16 protein-coding genes are annotated in these 14,922 nt (G+C 61.6%); 10 read left to right on the top strand and 6 right to left on the bottom strand.

Going from position 1 to position 14,922, the window contains the following annotated elements; translation table 11 throughout:
- From JJ869_RS16970 to JJ869_RS16980, 3 genes are all read left to right on the top strand, one after another.
- On the top strand, nt 1-556 hold a 556-nt coding region (locus JJ869_RS16970), incomplete at its 5' end, for a homocysteine S-methyltransferase family protein (protein WP_292268827.1).
- Between the two features lie 189 nt (nt 557-745).
- Nucleotides 746-3,190, top strand: coding sequence for an FAD-dependent oxidoreductase (locus JJ869_RS16975; protein ID WP_292268829.1), 2,445 nt, complete (start codon nt 746-748; stop codon nt 3,188-3,190).
- 94 nt (nt 3,191-3,284) lie between these two features.
- Complete coding sequence (locus JJ869_RS16980; RefSeq protein WP_292268831.1) at nt 3,285-3,929, top strand: RluA family pseudouridine synthase; 645 nt, start codon at nt 3,285-3,287, stop codon at nt 3,927-3,929.
- A 107-nt stretch (nt 3,930-4,036) separates the two neighbouring features.
- On the opposite strand, the gene JJ869_RS16985 is transcribed toward JJ869_RS16980, so the two are convergent.
- The gene (locus JJ869_RS16985) at nt 4,037-5,476 is read right to left on the bottom strand and encodes an aldehyde dehydrogenase family protein (protein ID WP_292268833.1); all 1,440 of its coding nucleotides are present in this window, start codon (nt 5,474-5,476) and stop codon (nt 4,037-4,039) included.
- A 128-nt stretch (nt 5,477-5,604) separates the two neighbouring features.
- On the opposite strand from JJ869_RS16985, the gene JJ869_RS16990 reads away from it, so the two are divergent.
- Complete coding sequence (locus JJ869_RS16990; protein WP_292268835.1) at nt 5,605-6,258, top strand: peroxiredoxin; 654 nt, start codon at nt 5,605-5,607, stop codon at nt 6,256-6,258.
- 54 nt (nt 6,259-6,312) lie between these two features.
- On the opposite strand, the gene JJ869_RS16995 is transcribed toward JJ869_RS16990, so the two are convergent.
- Genes JJ869_RS16995 through JJ869_RS17010 form a run of 4 tightly spaced genes read right to left on the bottom strand, consistent with a single transcriptional unit; the run spans nt 6,313 to nt 9,254 of the window.
- Nucleotides 6,313-7,257 (bottom strand): OmpA family protein, encoded by a 945-nt coding sequence (locus tag JJ869_RS16995; RefSeq protein WP_292268837.1) that lies wholly within the window; start codon nt 7,255-7,257, stop codon nt 6,313-6,315.
- Complete coding sequence (locus tag JJ869_RS17000; protein ID WP_292268839.1) at nt 7,229-7,801, bottom strand: peroxidase-related enzyme; 573 nt, start codon at nt 7,799-7,801, stop codon at nt 7,229-7,231. Before JJ869_RS17000 ends, JJ869_RS16995 begins: the two co-directional genes overlap by 29 nt.
- On the bottom strand, nt 7,798-8,538 hold the full coding sequence (locus JJ869_RS17005) for a GNAT family N-acetyltransferase (protein ID WP_292268842.1): 741 nt from the start codon (nt 8,536-8,538) through the stop codon (nt 7,798-7,800). The genes JJ869_RS17000 and JJ869_RS17005 overlap by 4 nt, the downstream gene beginning before the upstream one ends.
- The gene (locus JJ869_RS17010) at nt 8,535-9,254 is read right to left on the bottom strand and encodes a molybdopterin-binding protein (RefSeq protein ID WP_292268844.1); all 720 of its coding nucleotides are present in this window, start codon (nt 9,252-9,254) and stop codon (nt 8,535-8,537) included. Before JJ869_RS17010 ends, JJ869_RS17005 begins: the two co-directional genes overlap by 4 nt.
- 46 nt (nt 9,255-9,300) lie before the next feature.
- On the opposite strand from JJ869_RS17010, the gene sfsA reads away from it, so the two are divergent.
- From sfsA to JJ869_RS17040, 6 genes are all read left to right on the top strand, one after another.
- On the top strand, nt 9,301-10,017 hold the full coding sequence (gene sfsA, locus JJ869_RS17015) for a DNA/RNA nuclease SfsA (protein ID WP_292268846.1): 717 nt from the start codon (nt 9,301-9,303) through the stop codon (nt 10,015-10,017).
- Nucleotides 10,018-10,108: 91 nt separating this feature from the next.
- Entirely contained in the window at nt 10,109-10,900 is a 792-nt protein-coding gene (map, locus tag JJ869_RS17020) for a type I methionyl aminopeptidase (RefSeq protein ID WP_292268848.1), read from the top strand.
- Nucleotides 10,901-10,914: 14 nt separating this feature from the next.
- Entirely contained in the window at nt 10,915-11,598 is a 684-nt protein-coding gene (locus JJ869_RS17025) for a hypothetical protein (protein WP_292268850.1), read from the top strand.
- A gap of 80 nt (nt 11,599-11,678) precedes the next feature.
- Nucleotides 11,679-12,764, top strand: a complete 1,086-nt coding sequence (hisC, locus tag JJ869_RS17030) for a histidinol-phosphate transaminase (protein ID WP_292268852.1) — start codon at nt 11,679-11,681, stop codon at nt 12,762-12,764.
- Complete coding sequence (locus JJ869_RS17035; protein ID WP_292268853.1) at nt 12,761-13,672, top strand: prephenate/arogenate dehydrogenase family protein; 912 nt, start codon at nt 12,761-12,763, stop codon at nt 13,670-13,672. The genes hisC and JJ869_RS17035 overlap by 4 nt, the downstream gene beginning before the upstream one ends.
- An 8-nt stretch (nt 13,673-13,680) precedes the next feature.
- Nucleotides 13,681-14,574 carry an extensin family protein gene (locus JJ869_RS17040; RefSeq protein WP_292268854.1) on the top strand — a complete coding sequence of 298 codons (894 nt, stop codon included), beginning with the start codon at nt 13,681-13,683 and terminating at the stop codon, nt 14,572-14,574.
- A gap of 2 nt (nt 14,575-14,576) precedes the next feature.
- On the opposite strand, the gene JJ869_RS17045 is transcribed toward JJ869_RS17040, so the two are convergent.
- Complete coding sequence (locus tag JJ869_RS17045; protein ID WP_292268855.1) at nt 14,577-14,843, bottom strand: hypothetical protein; 267 nt, start codon at nt 14,841-14,843, stop codon at nt 14,577-14,579.
- Nucleotides 14,844-14,922 lie beyond the last annotated feature (79 nt).

Consider the following 14,922-nt stretch of genomic DNA (forward strand, 5'->3'; position numbering starts at 1 on the left):
GTCCTACCGCGCCGATCTGCAACCCGCGCATGAGATCGCGGTCGAGCTGATGGCAGAGGTTGCGGGTCTCCTTGCAACTGCCTGCGATATTCTGCTGTTCGAAACCGTGATTTCCGCCGCTCAGACGCGCGCGGCCCTGGAAGCGACGCGAGAGCTGGGCAAACCTGTCTGGATCTCGTTCTCCGTCGATGACGAGGATGGCAGCCGCCTGCGATCGGGCGAAGCATTGGCCGATACGGTGGCACTCTGTGGCGATGCCGCTGCTCTGCTCGCCAACTGTTCCGCGCCAGAAGCGATGCCGGCCGCGATTGACGTCCTAAAGGCCAGTGGCAAACCCGTTGGCGCTTATGCCAATGCCTTCACCCAGATCACCAAGGAATTCCTCAAGGACAAACCAACCGTGGATGCCCTGAGCGCACGGCGGGACATGGGACCAGATGCCTATGCCGATCAGGCCACAACTTGGGTCAATCACGGGGCGACGATTCTTGGGGGCTGCTGCGAGACCAATCCTGCCCATATCGCCGAATTGGCGCGGCGGTTCTCGAAGGCCTGACGACATGACCCACAGGCGGCCGCACTCCTCGTTCACGCTTAAACCCGGATTAAGGTTAATGCGCGGCCCCCTGCTTCTTCTCTTTCCAAATACGCACACGACCAACCCGCCACACAGGCTGACCTTGTGCAGGCGCGGCACGGTGCCGTGTCCCTGTTTCCACCGCATGACCCATTCAGGAGTTCCGTCATGAGCGTCCCCACACATGCCCGCGCCGTCATCATCGGCGGCGGTGTCGTCGGTTGTTCCGTCGCCTATCACCTGACCAAGCTGGGCTGGACGGATGTGGTGCTGCTGGAACGCAAGCAGCTCACCTCGGGCACGACATGGCATGCGGCGGGTCTCATCGGGCAATTGCGAGCGTCGTCGAACATGACGAAGCTGGCGAAATATACCGCCGATCTCTACTCGACCATCGAAGAGGAGACCGGCGTCGCAACTGGCTTCCGCAAGGTCGGGTCCATCTCGGTCGCGCTGACCAAGGAACGCCACGAGGAGTTGCGGCGGACTGCAGCGATGGCGCGGGCTTTTGGCGTTCCGGTCGAGGAAATCGATACGGCTGAGATCAAGAACAAATACTCCCATCTCAACACAAGCGACGTTGTGGGCGGTGTCTACCTGCCCAGCGACGGGCAAGGTGATCCCGCCAATATCGCGCTGGCGATGGCCAAGGGCGCACGCCAGCGCGGGGCTCAGATTTTCGAGCGCACCAAGGCGACGGGCGTGAACCGGGACGGGCGCCGGATCGTTTCGGTCGATTGGGCGGCCGAGGACGGCACCAGCGGCACCATCACCTGCGATCACGTGGTGAATTGCGCGGGGATGTGGGGTCGCGAGCTTGGCCAGATGCTGGGCGTGAACGTGCCGCTTCAGGCGTGCGAACATTTCTACATCGTGTCCGAACCGATCCCCGGTTTGCAGGCCTTGCCCGTGCTGCGGGTGCCGGATGAATGCGCTTACTACAAAGAAGACGCGGGCAAGATGATGCTGGGTGCGTTCGAGCCGAAATCAAAACCCTGGGGTATGAATGGCATCCCGGAAAGCTTTGAGTTCGACCAACTGCCCGAAGATTTCGACCATTTCGAGCCGATCTTGGAGGCGGCGGTGAACCGGATGCCGATGCTGGCCGAGGCGGGGATTCACACGTTCTTCAACGGGCCGGAAAGCTTTACCCCCGACAATGCCTATTACCTTGGGCAAGCGCGCGAGATGGACAATGTCTGGGTCGCCGCAGGGTTCAACTCCATCGGCATCCAGTCAGCGGGTGGTGCGGGCATGGCACTTGCGCAGTGGATGGAGGACGGGGCCAAGCCGTTCGATCTGGGGGATGTGGACATCGCCCGCGCCCAACCCTTCCAGCGCAATCGGCGGTATCTGAAGGAGCGGGTGACCGAGACTTTGGGTCTGCTCTACGCCGACCACTACCCTTACCGGCAGAAAGCCACCGCACGTGGCGTTCGGCGGACACCGTTCCATCAGCAGCTTCTTGAGCGCGGCGCCGTGATGGGCGAAATCGCGGGTTGGGAGCGGGCCAACTGGTATGCGACCGAAGGCCAGACGCCGGAATACGCCTACAGCTGGAAGCGTCAGAACTTCTTTGACAACGTCGCCAGCGAACATAAGGCGATCCGCGAGAATGTGGGCATGTACGACATGTCTTCGTTCGGCAAACTGCGGGTCGAAGGGCCGGACTCTGAGGTGTTCCTGAACCATGTCTGCGGGGCCGACATGTCGGTGCCTGTCGGCAAGATCGTCTACACGCAATTCCTCAACACGCGCGGCGGGATCGAAGCGGATGTGACCGTCACGCGCCTGTCGGAAACCTGCTATCTGGTTGTGACCCCTGCCGCGACGCGCGCGGCGGATCAGACCTGGCTGCAGCGCCATGTCGGCAACCGCCGGGTTGTCATCACCGATGTGACAGCGGGCGAAGCTGTGCTGGCGGTGATGGGGCCGAATGCGCGGAAGATCCTCCAAGCGGTGTCGCCCGATGATTTCTCGAACGAGGCTAACCCCTTTGGCACCGCACAAGAGATCGAGATCGGTCTCGGCATCGCGCGGGTGCATCGCGTGTCCTATGTCGGGGAACTGGGGTGGGAGATCTACATTTCTGCCGATCAGGCGGGCCATGTGTTCGAAACGCTGTGGGAGGCGGGACAGGATCACGGACTGACGCTGTGCGGGATGCATGCGATGGACACCTGCCGGATCGAAAAGGCGTTCCGGCATTTCGGCCATGACATCACCTGCGAGGATCACGTTCTGGAAGCCGGTCTGGGCTTTGCCGTCAAAACCGCAAAGCCCGATTTCATCGGGCGAGATGCCGTTTTGCAAAAACGCGAGTCGGGTTTGCAAACCCGGATGGTGCAGTTCCGACTGACCGATCCGGAGCCGCTGCTCTATCACCACGAACCGATCCTGCGGGATGGGGAGATAGTGGGTTATCTGAGCTCGGGTGCCTACGGACATCATCTGGGTGGGGCAATCGGCATGGGTTACGTGCCCTGCGCCGGGGAAAGCGCGGAGCAGGTACTGGCGTCGAGCTATGAGATCGATGTGGCCGGTACACGAGTGAAGGCGGAGGTGTCACTGAAGCCGATGTATGATCCGACGTCGGCACGGGTGAAGGCGTAACAGAAAACTTCGTCCGAAGTTTCTGCGGCGGCAGGATTTTCGTACGAAAATCCTGAGCCTTGCCCAAAACCGCTGTGCTGCGTAGACGGTGCGGATGACCGGTTACACCCCTCCCGATACACCTCTCGACATCCTGCACGAAGACCACGAGATCCTCGTGGTCAACAAACCTGCGGGATTGCTGTCGGTGCCCGGCAAAGGGCCGGACCTTGCCGATTGTCTGATAGCGCGGCTGGAGGCGGTGTATCCGCAGGTGCTTCTGGTGCACCGGCTGGATCGGGATACTTCCGGCGTGATGGTCTTTGGCCTCACGCCCCACGCCCAGCGCCATCTGGGGCTGCAATTCGAGAAAAGACAGACCAAGAAGACCTATCTCGCCCGCGTGGCTGGACGGCTGGAGCCAAAGACCGGGACGGTTGATCTGCCGTTGATCGTGGATTGGCCGAACCGTCCCTTGCAGAAGTTCGACCATGAGACCGGGAAACCGGCGGTGACGGATTGGCGGGTGATGAAGGCGTCAGATGAGGAAAGCCGGGTGAAGCTCTATCCCCAGACCGGGCGCAGTCACCAGCTCCGTGTGCATATGCTGGCGCTGGGACATCCAATCCTCGGTGATCCGCTTTACGCCCCGGAAACCGCGGACCAGTATCCGCGCATGATGCTGCATGCAGAGGAGTTGAGACTGCGGCACCCGGACGGGGGTGAGGGCATGAAGTTTCGGGTGGCCGCCCCATTTTGATGCCTTTCGGACGCTGGCGCGTCCGACCTGCGCAGCCTTCCGCTGCGCGATTTGCATATTTGAGAAAAGAAGAAGCAGGGGACCTGCGCCCCCTGCACCAAGTCAGTTTACTCGGCAGCCCAGCCCGATACGGCTTTGACTTCGAGGAAGTCCTCGATCCCCCAGACACCGCCTTCACGCCCGTTGCCAGACTGTTTCATCCCACCGAAGGGCGATCCGGCAGATCGGCCGACGCCGTTCATTTCCACCATGCCCGAGCGAAGCTGGCGGGCCAGACGATTGCGGCGCGCGCCATTCTGGCTTTGGACATAGTTGGTCAGACCGTAGACGGTGTCATTGGCAACCTGAACCGCCTCTTCTTCGGTCTCGAACTTCATGATCGACAGGACCGGGCCAAAGATTTCCTCGCGGGCGATGGTCATGTCGTTGGTCACATCGGCAAAGACGGTGGGGCGCACGTAGAAGCCCTTGTTCAGACCTTCGGGGCGACCGGTACCGCCCGTGACAAGGCGGGCGCCTTCGTCGATTCCTTTCTGGATAAGGTCCTGGATTTTCTGCCATTGGGTCGCATTAACCACTGGGCCGATATGGCGGCCTTCGGCGGAGGCGGGACCAACGCTGACTTTGGACGCAATCTCACCCGCTTCCTCGACCACACGGTCATAGATCGGGGCTTCGACCATCATCCGGGACGGCGCGTTACAGGACTGGCCGGTGTTCTGCATCATGTGCAGCACGCTGCGCTTGACGGCTTTCTCATCGGCATCTGCGAAGATCAGGTTGGCACCCTTACCACCCAGTTCCAGATGCACCCGCTTGAGCGTGTCGGCGGCCGCCTTGGAGATCAGTTTGCCCGCGCGGCTGGAGCCGGTGAAGCTGACCATATCCACGTCAGGATGCGCCGAAAGCTGGCTGCCGACGCCCACGCCGTCACCGTTCACGAGGTTGAACACGCCCGGCGGGAAACCGGCCTCGTGCATCATTTCGGCAAAAAGCATCGCGTTGAGCGGGCTTTCCTCGGACGGTTTCAGAACCATCGTGCAGCCCGCGATTGCGGCGGCACCGACCTTGAGCGTGACCTGGTTCATCGGCCAGTTCCACGGGGTGATCAGGGCGCAGACTCCAACGGCTTCGTAGATGATCCGATCTTGCGGGCTGTGGTCATTCAGCGGGCGGTCGAATTTGAACGACTTGGCTGCGTCGATGAAATTCTGCAGGTGCCACGTGCCTGCGCCAACCTGGCTGGCGCGCGACATGTCGATGGGCGCGCCCATCTCGAGGCTCATCGCCTGCGCCATTTCCTCACCGCGGGACTGGTAGATCTCGAGCAGTTTTTCGACCAGTGCGATGCGGTCTGCCGGTGGGGTTGCCATCCATGCCGGGAACGCGTCTTTTGCCGCGGCAACAGCGGCATCGGTATCGGCCTGCCCGCCCAATGAGATCACCGCGCAGGGGTCTTCTGTCGACGGATCAATGACGTGATGATCCCGGCCGTCAATGGGATCAACCCATGCCCCGTTGATGTAGAACTGGCGTTTCTCGATCATCTGATTGTCTCCCCTCAGAGCATTTCAGGGGACACTGTGTCACCCCCGATCCGGCCCTGCAAGGGGGTGTAAGCGCTGTCTGCGCTGCTTATGTACAAGGCCAAGACCAACCCGAGAAGGAGGCAAATATGGGCCTGCGCATCAACGACGAAATTCCGAACCTGACCGTCGAAACGGATCAGGGCACGATCACACTGCATGACTGGATCGGCGACAGCTGGGCCATCCTGTTTTCGCACCCGAAAGACTTTACACCCGTCTGCACCACTGAGTTCGGAGCGGTCGCACAGCTGGCCGACGAATGGGAAAAACGCGGCACCAAGGTGATGGGTATTTCCGTCGATGGTGTCGAAGACCACAAGAAATGGAAGGGCGATATCGAGGCGACCTCTGGCGCGAAGGCAGGGTTCCCGATCATCGCGGACGAGGACCTGACGGTTGCCAAGGCGTTCGACATGCTGCCTGCGGAGTACGTGCTGCCGGATGGCCGCACCCCAGCGGACAGTGCGACAGTCCGCGTTGTGTTTATCGTCGGGCCTGACAAGAAGCTGAAGCTGTCGATGACCTATCCGATGACCGTGGGCCGGAACTTTGCGGAAGTGCTGCGGGCGCTGGACGCGCTGCAGACCTCGGCGCGGGAAAATGTGGCGATGCCTGCGAACTGGACCCTTGGGCAGGACGTGATTGTCCCGATGTCGGTCAGCGACGCAGATGCAATCGCCAAATACGGCAAGATCGAAACCGTGCTGCCTTATCTGCGCAAGGCCAAGCTGCCCGCATAAGCTGCTGCTCTTTTCAGAACGAAGACAGGCCGGGGGTACCTCCCTCGGCCTTTTTCATTGCACCGAGATCAGAACCGCTTCGACCCGGCGGTTTGCCTCTCGGCCAGCCTCGGTCAGGTTGGTGGTGCGAGGGGACAGAAAGCCGACGCCATCGGCAGCGACCTGCGACGCAGGCACACCGCGCGCGATGACATAGGAACGCGCGGCTTCGGCGCGGCGGCGCGAGAGGGCGACATTGGCCTCAAGCGATCCGGTTGCGTCGGTATGGCCGACAAAGGTGATCTGCCGGGTCGGATTGGCCGTCAGGTAGGCCACCACCGCATCCAGCGATTGCACCGATCCGTCGCCAAGCGATGCCGACCCACTGGCGAAGTCGAGATCCGCCAGCACCACATGGCCTGCACTTTCCAATTGCGCCACCACATCGCCCGCGTCTTCGGGGATCGCAACCGACCGAGCGGCCGAGACGGACAAGGCGGGCCTGCCGGGCGGGCCGACCTCGATCAGTTGCACAAAGACCGAGGCGCCATCGCGGCTGACCAGAAGGCTGAGCGCTTGGGTCGCATCCGCGGATTTGGCGGACAGGAAGCGATAGTCCGACAGATCGACATACATGTTCGGTGCGCGCAGCACGTCGATGCCAAACCGGAAATCGAAGCCGCCGCAACTGCGGGCCGTGCATTCGAAGAAGATATCGTAACGATCCGCCATGAGCTGTTCGCGGATCGGACCAAGGACTTGCCCCGTCGTGATGCCCGCGCCGGAAATGCGCCATGCCGTCCTTCGGACTTCACCTTCGAGCGCCGCGACAGGCACGCCATTTGCTTCGGTCCAGGCACCTATGGGCAGGTCATAGCTGCCGGAAGGCGTGATGCGCGACACGGTTTCGCGCGCGCCGATGGGCAAGGCGAGGTCCAGTGCAGACGCAGGCGGGCCAAAGAGGCTCGCCCCGAAACATAATCCCAAAACCTTAGCGCGACTGCGCGTGATACTCATCATTGGGCCGCATATCCGTGGCGCTGGCCACGCGGTTGGTCATGTTGAAAAACCCGGCGACATTGGCGATGTCCCAGATATCGCGGTCGCTGAACCCGGCATCGCGCAGCGCCTCGCGGTCGAACTCGGCGATCTCAGAGCTGGATTTGGTGATCTTCTCGGCAAAGGCCAGCATCGCGCGGTGGCGGTGCGGCAGGTCGGCGACGCGCCAGTTCATTACCAGCATCTCGCCCAGTTTCGGATCGCCAGACAACGCGCGGACCGCGGCGCCATGGGCGGTCAGGCAGTAGAAGCATTTGTTGATCGAGCTCACGACCACCGCGATCATCTCGCGTTCCAGCTTGCTCAACCCGCTGCCCGCCAGCATCAGATCATTATACATCGCGGTAAAGGCGTTCAGCTTGTCGATGTCGAAGGCATAGGCCTTGAGCACGTTCGGGATCATTCCCAGCTTGTCCTGACAGACGTCGAAGTATTTCTGCGTTTCAGGGGGCAATGGGTCGACCATCGGCAGGTTCAGTGCCGTGGGAAGGGTGTCTTTGGTCATTCTGTTTCGCTTGTGTTTGGCAGGATGCGGTAGTGGTACTGTCCCACAACCTGCATTCCGAGGGAAGCGTAGAGGCCGTTGGCCCCGGCATTGGCCTGCGTGCAGATCACGCTCATCCAGTCCGCGCCATTGGCCTTGGCCCAATGCGCCGCTTGCCGCATCATCCAAACGCCCATCCCTTTGCGGCGTTGGGATTTGGCAATTTCGAGAGCGTGAACCATCGCGATACCTTCGGAGATCGCGCAATAACCGGTGCCCGCGGGTTTGTCGTTGATCCGACCGAAGATACCCGTTTTGGGCAGTTCTGCACGTTCCATCACGGCGATGCGGGCCGGGCCGATGCCGCCCGCTTCCCAGATGTCGCGCATGATCGCCAAAGGCTCCCAGATGGCAAAGGCAGTAACGCGGGGCACGGCGACATCGGTCAACTTGTCGATTGGACAGGTCCAGAGGTTCACCGGGTCGATCACCTCGTACCCCCGGTCGGCAAGTGCCGCATCAAGCGCATCGTCGCCTTCACGGATCATGAAAAGCGCATCCTGACCCAAGAGGCGCATCGCGGCTTCGGCGGCAGGCAGGTCATCATCGCCCCAGTCGCCCTCTGCGGTGGCGGCGCTGACGCGCTTGCCGCCCCCGGCCCCGTTGCGCAGCATCCATGGGCCAGCAGGCGTGCGATCTGCGGGCGGCCATGTGGCCTCTGTCACCGCGTAAAGCGTCTGAACCGATGGCGTCGTCATGCGAAAAGCTCGGACAACCGCGCCATGGCGTGATCCACCCGCGCGCCATCGCTGCCGCGCACCACGATGTTCGACCCATACGCGCCGTTTTGCTGGAACGGGTAGGAGCCGATGGAAAGATCCGGGAAATCGGCTGCGATCTGGCCCAGTGGCCCCGCGATATCACCTTCGCCGCGATCCACGCGCAGGGTCTGTGACAGGATCGGCGCGCCCCCTGTCAGCGTTGGAATCACGCTGGCGACCATCGCCTGAAACACCGACGGCACGCCGGCCATCACATGCACATTGCCGATGGTGAAGCCGGGTGCGATGGACACCGGGTTTTCGATCAGCGTTGCCCCTTCCGGGATACGGGCCATGCGCTTGCGGGCGTCGTTGAATTCCATCCCGCGGCTGTCGTAATGCGCCTGCAACAGGGCCGCCGCATCGTCGCGCACGTCGATCTGCACGCCAAAGGCCGCCGCCACGCAATCGGCGGTGATGTCGTCATGGGTCGGCCCGATCCCACCCGAGGTGATCACCGTGTCATGCGCCGCGCGCAGGACGTTCAGGGCCCTGACAATCGCATCGCGGTCATCGCTGACGATCCGCACTTCGCGCAGGTTGATCCCCACCTTGGTCAGTTCCTGCGCCAGATGGTGCATGTTTGCGTCGCGTGTCCGGCCTGACAGGATCTCGTCGCCGATCACCAGCATGGCTGCGGTTGGATTGGGCATGCGCTGCCTCCTTGATCCGGGTTTTGCTCAGGTATAGGCGTGGCTTATGCGCTTTCAAACCCCTCTTGTTCCGGGCACCCTCATCCGGCGGTACAAACGCTTTCTGGCCGATGTCACACTTGCCGACGGGCAGGAGATCACGGCGCATTGCGCCAACCCGGGGTCGATGATGGGTCTGGCCGATCCGGGGATGCGCATCTGGCTTGAGCCGAACGACGACCCAAAAAAGAAACTCAAGTTCGGGTGGCGCTTGGTCGAGCACGGGAACGGGCATTTCACCGGGGTCGATACGGCGGTGCCAAACCGGATGCTCCGTTCTGCGCTTGAAGCACGCAAGGTGCCGGGGCTGGACAGGTTCGACCACCTGCGCGCCGAAGTGCCGTATGGCGAGAATAGCCGCATAGATTTCCTGCTGTCCCGTGATGACGGGCCCGACATCTATGTCGAAGTCAAATCCGTCACCCTGTCGCGCCAGCCCGGATTGGCCGAGTTCCCAGACAGCGTGACGGCGCGCGGCACCAAACACCTTGGCGAACTGACCGAGATGGTGGCGCAAGGCCATCGTGCGGTGATGCTCTATCTCGTGCAACGGACCGATTGCGATCGCATGACCCTGGCTGGGGATATTGACCCGACCTACGCGCAGGCTTGGCACGCCGCCACGGCCGCCGGAGTTGAAACCTTGGCTTTGGATTGCCACATCACGCCCGAGGGTGTTCAGCTTGGCAAACCAATCCAGATACTTGCGCCCTCTGAGCCGTAATGTCGCGCCACTGGCAAAACCGGGCGCGGGGGGCTAAAACCGACACAAGAGCTATTGGAGTTCCCTTGTGAACAATAACCACGATGGTCGCATGACGCGCGAAGGGATCCGCATCCACGAGGCAGCGGATTTCGCTGGCATGCGCAAAGCCGGCGAACTGGCGGCGCGGATATTGGATGATGTGGCCGCGCATGTGTTCGTCGGTCAGACCACTGCCGCGCTGGATGATTTCATTCGGACCGAGGTCGAAAAAGCGGGCGCTGTGTCGGCAACCATCGGCTACAAAGGCTATCAGCACGCCAGCTGTATCAGCGTGAACCACGTCGTGTGCCATGGCATTCCCGGCGAAAAGACCCTCAAGGATGGCGATATCCTGAACATCGACGTGACGGTGATCGTTGACGGATGGTTCGGCGACACCAGCCGAATGTATGTTGCAGGCAAAATGAGCCGCAAGGCTGAACGCCTGATCCAAGTCACCCATGATGCGCTGTTCAAGGGGATCGAAGCCGCAAAGCCGGGCAACACATTTGGTGACATCGGCCACGCCATCCAGACCTTTGTGGAGGCGAACCGCATGTCGGTCGTGCGCGACTTCTGTGGCCACGGATTGGGCCGGGTGTTTCACGCGCCGCCCAACGTGCTGCATTACGGGCGTCCCGGAACCGGACCGCGCCTTGAGGAAGGCATGTTCTTTACCATCGAACCGATGGTGAATCTGGGCCGCCCTGAAACCAAGGTTCTGGCCGATGACTGGACAGCCGTCACGCGGGACAAGTCCCTGTCGGCGCAGTTCGAGCATTCGATCGGGATCATATCCGATGGCTGCGAGATTTTCACCCCTTCGCCTGACGGTCGGTTCCATCCGACCTACGACACCTGACGTTTCAGCCTTCCATGGACGGTGCTCCGACCCGCGTGCTGACCATTGGGTGCAGTTGCATCAACCGCTTCCAGTTCGATTTCTTTCAGGCGCGAAATCCGGGTTCCGAGGCCCATTTCGTGCGGTCCCTGTTCGACTGGAATATCGTCTCGCTTGTCGGAACCGAATCCATTCTGCGACGCGCTGTCGATGGCAGTTTGGGTTCCGTGCTGCAGGACACGACCGCGTATGTGGTCGAATGGGAGGTGCTGCTGTTTCACCAAGACTTGCCCGGCGTGTGCTTTTTTCACGAACAGGACATCGCACGGACCTTCGATGATCCTGCCCAGAAAAACAGCCTCGTCAGCAAACTGACCCACCAGGCCGCGCCGTTCCTGTCTCCGGGTTACGCAGGCCGGACGCATCTGATCTGGTCGAACATCCAACCCAACCTGCCGGACACGGTGAACAACGTCACACCTTGGGATCATTTCCAACTGACCCGCGAACGCCACGCCAGCATCAAAGCCTTGGGGACCGCGTTGTTCGGGGACGATACGGGCTTCTCGTTCCTGAGCATCGCAGGCGATGTCGCACCCGACCTGATCGGCGCATCGGACGTTCATGTGATCGACCTTTCCCGTGGTCCCGAGCACGAAGGGCCGCCAGACCTCTACGACTCGCTCCTTGCGGGTATCGTTAAACGGCCACACACCTGATTCAGCAGCGCACTGGGATGGTTTGTCGCTTTCCCTTGCCGGTTCGCACCGCTAAACCGTCTGCCATAGCGGAGGCTCAGATGACGAAGATCACACCACAACCCGGGATCATGGATATTGCGCTTTATGTTGGCGGCAAATCGCATATCGACGGCGTATCAAACGTGGTGAAACTCAGCTCGAACGAAAACCCGTTCGGGCCAAGCCCCGCCGTTCAGGACGCGGTGCGCAGGTCCGTGCTGGAACTGCATCGCTATCCGTCGACGGATCATGCCGCTCTGCGCAGCGCGATTGCCGAGGTCTACGACCTAAACGCGGATCAGATCATCTGCGGTGTCGGGTCTGACGAGATCATCACCTTCCTGTGCCAGGCCTATGCAGGGCCGGGCGATGAGGTGATCCACACAGAGCATGGCTTTGCGCTCTACAAGATCTGCGCCCTTGCTGCCGGCGCAACCCCGGTCGAAGTGCCTGAACACGAGCGCGTGACGGATGTCGACGCGATCCTTGCGGCCTGCACCGACAAGACCAAGATCGTGTTCATCGCAAACCCGAACAACCCCACCGGCACGATGATCGGGCTGGCTGAAATCGAACGCCTTGCCGAAAACCTGCCACCGCAAACACTGCTGGTGCTGGACGGCGCCTATGCCGAATTCGTTGATGGCTACGACGGTGGCGCGGCGCTAGTTCATGCCCGCGACAATGTCGTCATGACGCGCACTTTCTCGAAAATCTATGGCCTGGGCGGACTGCGCATTGGTTGGGGCTATGGTCCGCAAGAGGTGATTGACGTTCTCAACCGCATCCGCGGTCCGTTCAACCTGTCCGGCACGGCGCTTGCCGCTGCCGAAGCGGCCGTTCGGGACACCGCCTACGTGGAAAAGTGCCGTCTTGAAAACACACGCCTTCGCGCCTGGCTGGCCGAGGCGCTGGCGGAACATGGTGTTCCCTGTGATACGTCCATGGCGAATTTCGTCCTCGCCCGGTTCACCGACGAGGCCGAGGCCGAGGCCTGCAACACCTACCTGCAGAAACAGGGGCTGATCGTCCGTCAGGTGGGATCCTACAACCTGCCCTTCGCGCTGCGCATCACCGTCGGGGACGAAGCCAGCTGTCGCCGCGTGGCGCATGCCGTTGGCCAGTTCAAGGCGGGCGCGCGATGACACAGATTTACAACCGGGTCGCGCTGATCGGGCTTGGCTTGATCGCCTCTTCGATGTTCTGGGCGATGAAGCGCGGCGGCCTTGCCGGGCATGTCACCGGATACGCCCGCAGCGCAGAAACCCGTGACACCGCGCGTCGGATCGGACTTTGCGACACGGTCTGCGAGACGCTGGCCGAGGCGGTCACCGACGCTGATCTTGTTGTTCTGGCCGTTCCCGTGGGTGTGATGGGCGACCTTGCCGCAGAGATCGCGCCGTACCTGAAGCAGGGCGCAACGGTCACCGATGTCGGATCGGTCAAAGGGCAGGTCATCACGGATGTGGCGCCTCATATTCCGGAAGGTGTGCATTTCGTCCCAGCCCACCCATTGGCCGGGACAGAGCATTCCGGCCCGGAATCGGGCTTTGCCACGCTGTTTGACAACCGCTGGTGCCTGATCGTCCCGTCCGAAGGCAGCGCGTGGGAGGCCGTCGACACTTTGTCGCGCTTTTGGCGCGGGCTTGGATCGAATGTCGATGTGATGGAGCCGGATCACCACGACCTCGTTTTGGCGGTCACCTCGCATTGCCCGCACCTGATCGCTTACACGATGGTCGGTGTGGCCGACGATCTCCGGCGCGTGACCGACAGCGAAGTGATCAAGTATTCCGCCGCAGGGTTCCGTGATTTCACCCGCATCGCTGCGTCGGACCCGACAATGTGGCGCGATGTGTTTCTGTCTAACAAGGACGCAACCCTGGAGATCCTCGGGCGTTTCACCGAAGAGCTTTTTGCGCTACAACGGGCCATCCGACAGGGCGACGGACCGCTGCTCCATGACTACTTTACCCGCACGCGCGCGATCCGCCGCGGGATCATCGAGGCGGGTCAGGATACCGCGGCCCCGAACTTTGGGCGATCTGGGTAAGGGTACGGATGCGTGTAACGAGTGTTCTGGTTTGGGTTTGGATCGTGATGGCAGGCGCCGCGCTGGCGGCACCCGACACATCCCTCAGACCTGTCGCGCGGGGTGACACCGCTGCCGCCGCGACAGCCCGAGCGCTTCAGGACATTCGACCAACCGCGCGCCCGGCCCTTCTTGAGGCAGCGCTTGTCCGCCAGTTGACCCGGCAAATCGAGAACGTAGCGGATCCCGGTTTCCGGCGCGCGCTTGACAGTCAGACCAGCCTTGCCACTCGCGCCTTTGCTGCCTTGTCTCCGCAGGCGACCGGGCTGTCGATCCGTCCGAACCTGCGACCGGACAGCATGGTGCAAAAGGCCATGGCGCAACGCCGGGCACGCACGAAGGGAGCTGTGTGCGGCGATCCGGATATTCAGGGCGAAACCGTAGGGTTTGTTCCGGGCCGACTGTCAGCCTGCGGCATTCAGGACGCGGTCAAAGTCCGCTCGGTTTCGGGCATCCCGTTCAGCCAGCAGGCGCTGATGGATTGTACGACGGCCAAAGCCGTCAAGACATGGGTCGAAAAGGGGATGAAGCCTGCGATCGGAACCACGGGCGGTGGCGTGTCCCAGATCAAGGTTGCGGCGCATTATGCCTGCCGGACGCGCAACAATCAGCCCGGAGCGCAAGTCAGCGAGCATGGCAAGGGTCGGGCAATCGACATTTCCGGGTTCCGCCTGCGTGACGGGTCAGAGATCACGCTCCTGCAGGATTGGAGCAGACGTGACACGGGTGCAAAGTTGCGCAAGATGCATCAGCGCGCGTGCGGCATCTTCGGAACGGTTCTCGGCCCGGATTCAGACCGGTTTCACAAGGATCACTTCCACTTCGATACGGCACGCCATCGCGGTGGGTCGTTCTGCCGCTGACCTCATTGGTACGACCTGACAAGGCTTTCGGCCACCAGCGCCCAACCGTTCGCAACGACAAAAAACGCCAGCTTGAACGGCAGCGATACAATTGCAGGCGGCACCATCATCATGCCCATCGACATCAGCACGGCCGCAACGACCAGGTCGATGATCAGGAATGGCAGGAAGATCAAAAACCCCACCTGAAACGCTCGGGACAGTTCCGACTGTTGGATGTCACTGAGAACTGACCCAGCATTGTCATCGAGATTTGACCCGCCTGTCAGTATGTCGGTCGGTTCATGACGGGGTCAACATTGGCGTCTCCTTCCTCTTTTTTTTCGCGGTCTCCGAGCTGGCCTTGAA

Source organism: Marivita sp. (assembly GCF_017643905.1).
In the GTDB taxonomy this organism is placed as follows: domain Bacteria; phylum Pseudomonadota; class Alphaproteobacteria; order Rhodobacterales; family Rhodobacteraceae; genus Marivita.

What these genes read in the sequence shown, in the direction of transcription:
- JJ869_RS16985 (WP_292268833.1), bottom strand. Translation starts at nt 5,476, where the DNA reads ATGATCGAGAAACGCCAGTTCTACATCAACGGGGCATGGGTTGATCCC.
- JJ869_RS17025 (WP_292268850.1), top strand. Translation starts at nt 10,915, where the DNA reads ATGGACGGTGCTCCGACCCGCGTGCTGACCATTGGGTGCAGTTGCATC.
- map (WP_292268848.1), top strand. Translation starts at nt 10,109, where the DNA reads ATGACGCGCGAAGGGATCCGCATCCACGAGGCAGCGGATTTCGCTGGC.
- JJ869_RS17000 (WP_292268839.1), bottom strand. Translation starts at nt 7,801, where the DNA reads ATGACCAAAGACACCCTTCCCACGGCACTGAACCTGCCGATGGTCGAC.
- JJ869_RS16995 (WP_292268837.1), bottom strand. Translation starts at nt 7,257, where the DNA reads ATGATGAGTATCACGCGCAGTCGCGCTAAGGTTTTGGGATTATGTTTC.
- JJ869_RS16975 (WP_292268829.1), top strand. Translation starts at nt 746, where the DNA reads ATGAGCGTCCCCACACATGCCCGCGCCGTCATCATCGGCGGCGGTGTC.
- sfsA (WP_292268846.1), top strand. Translation starts at nt 9,301, where the DNA reads ATGCGCTTTCAAACCCCTCTTGTTCCGGGCACCCTCATCCGGCGGTAC.
- JJ869_RS17010 (WP_292268844.1), bottom strand. Translation starts at nt 9,254, where the DNA reads ATGCCCAATCCAACCGCAGCCATGCTGGTGATCGGCGACGAGATCCTG.
- JJ869_RS17040 (WP_292268854.1), top strand. Translation starts at nt 13,681, where the DNA reads ATGCGTGTAACGAGTGTTCTGGTTTGGGTTTGGATCGTGATGGCAGGC.
- JJ869_RS16990 (WP_292268835.1), top strand. Translation starts at nt 5,605, where the DNA reads ATGGGCCTGCGCATCAACGACGAAATTCCGAACCTGACCGTCGAAACG.
- hisC (WP_292268852.1), top strand. Translation starts at nt 11,679, where the DNA reads ATGACGAAGATCACACCACAACCCGGGATCATGGATATTGCGCTTTAT.
- JJ869_RS17035 (WP_292268853.1), top strand. Translation starts at nt 12,761, where the DNA reads ATGACACAGATTTACAACCGGGTCGCGCTGATCGGGCTTGGCTTGATC.
- JJ869_RS17005 (WP_292268842.1), bottom strand. Translation starts at nt 8,538, where the DNA reads ATGACGACGCCATCGGTTCAGACGCTTTACGCGGTGACAGAGGCCACA.
- JJ869_RS16980 (WP_292268831.1), top strand. Translation starts at nt 3,285, where the DNA reads ATGACCGGTTACACCCCTCCCGATACACCTCTCGACATCCTGCACGAA.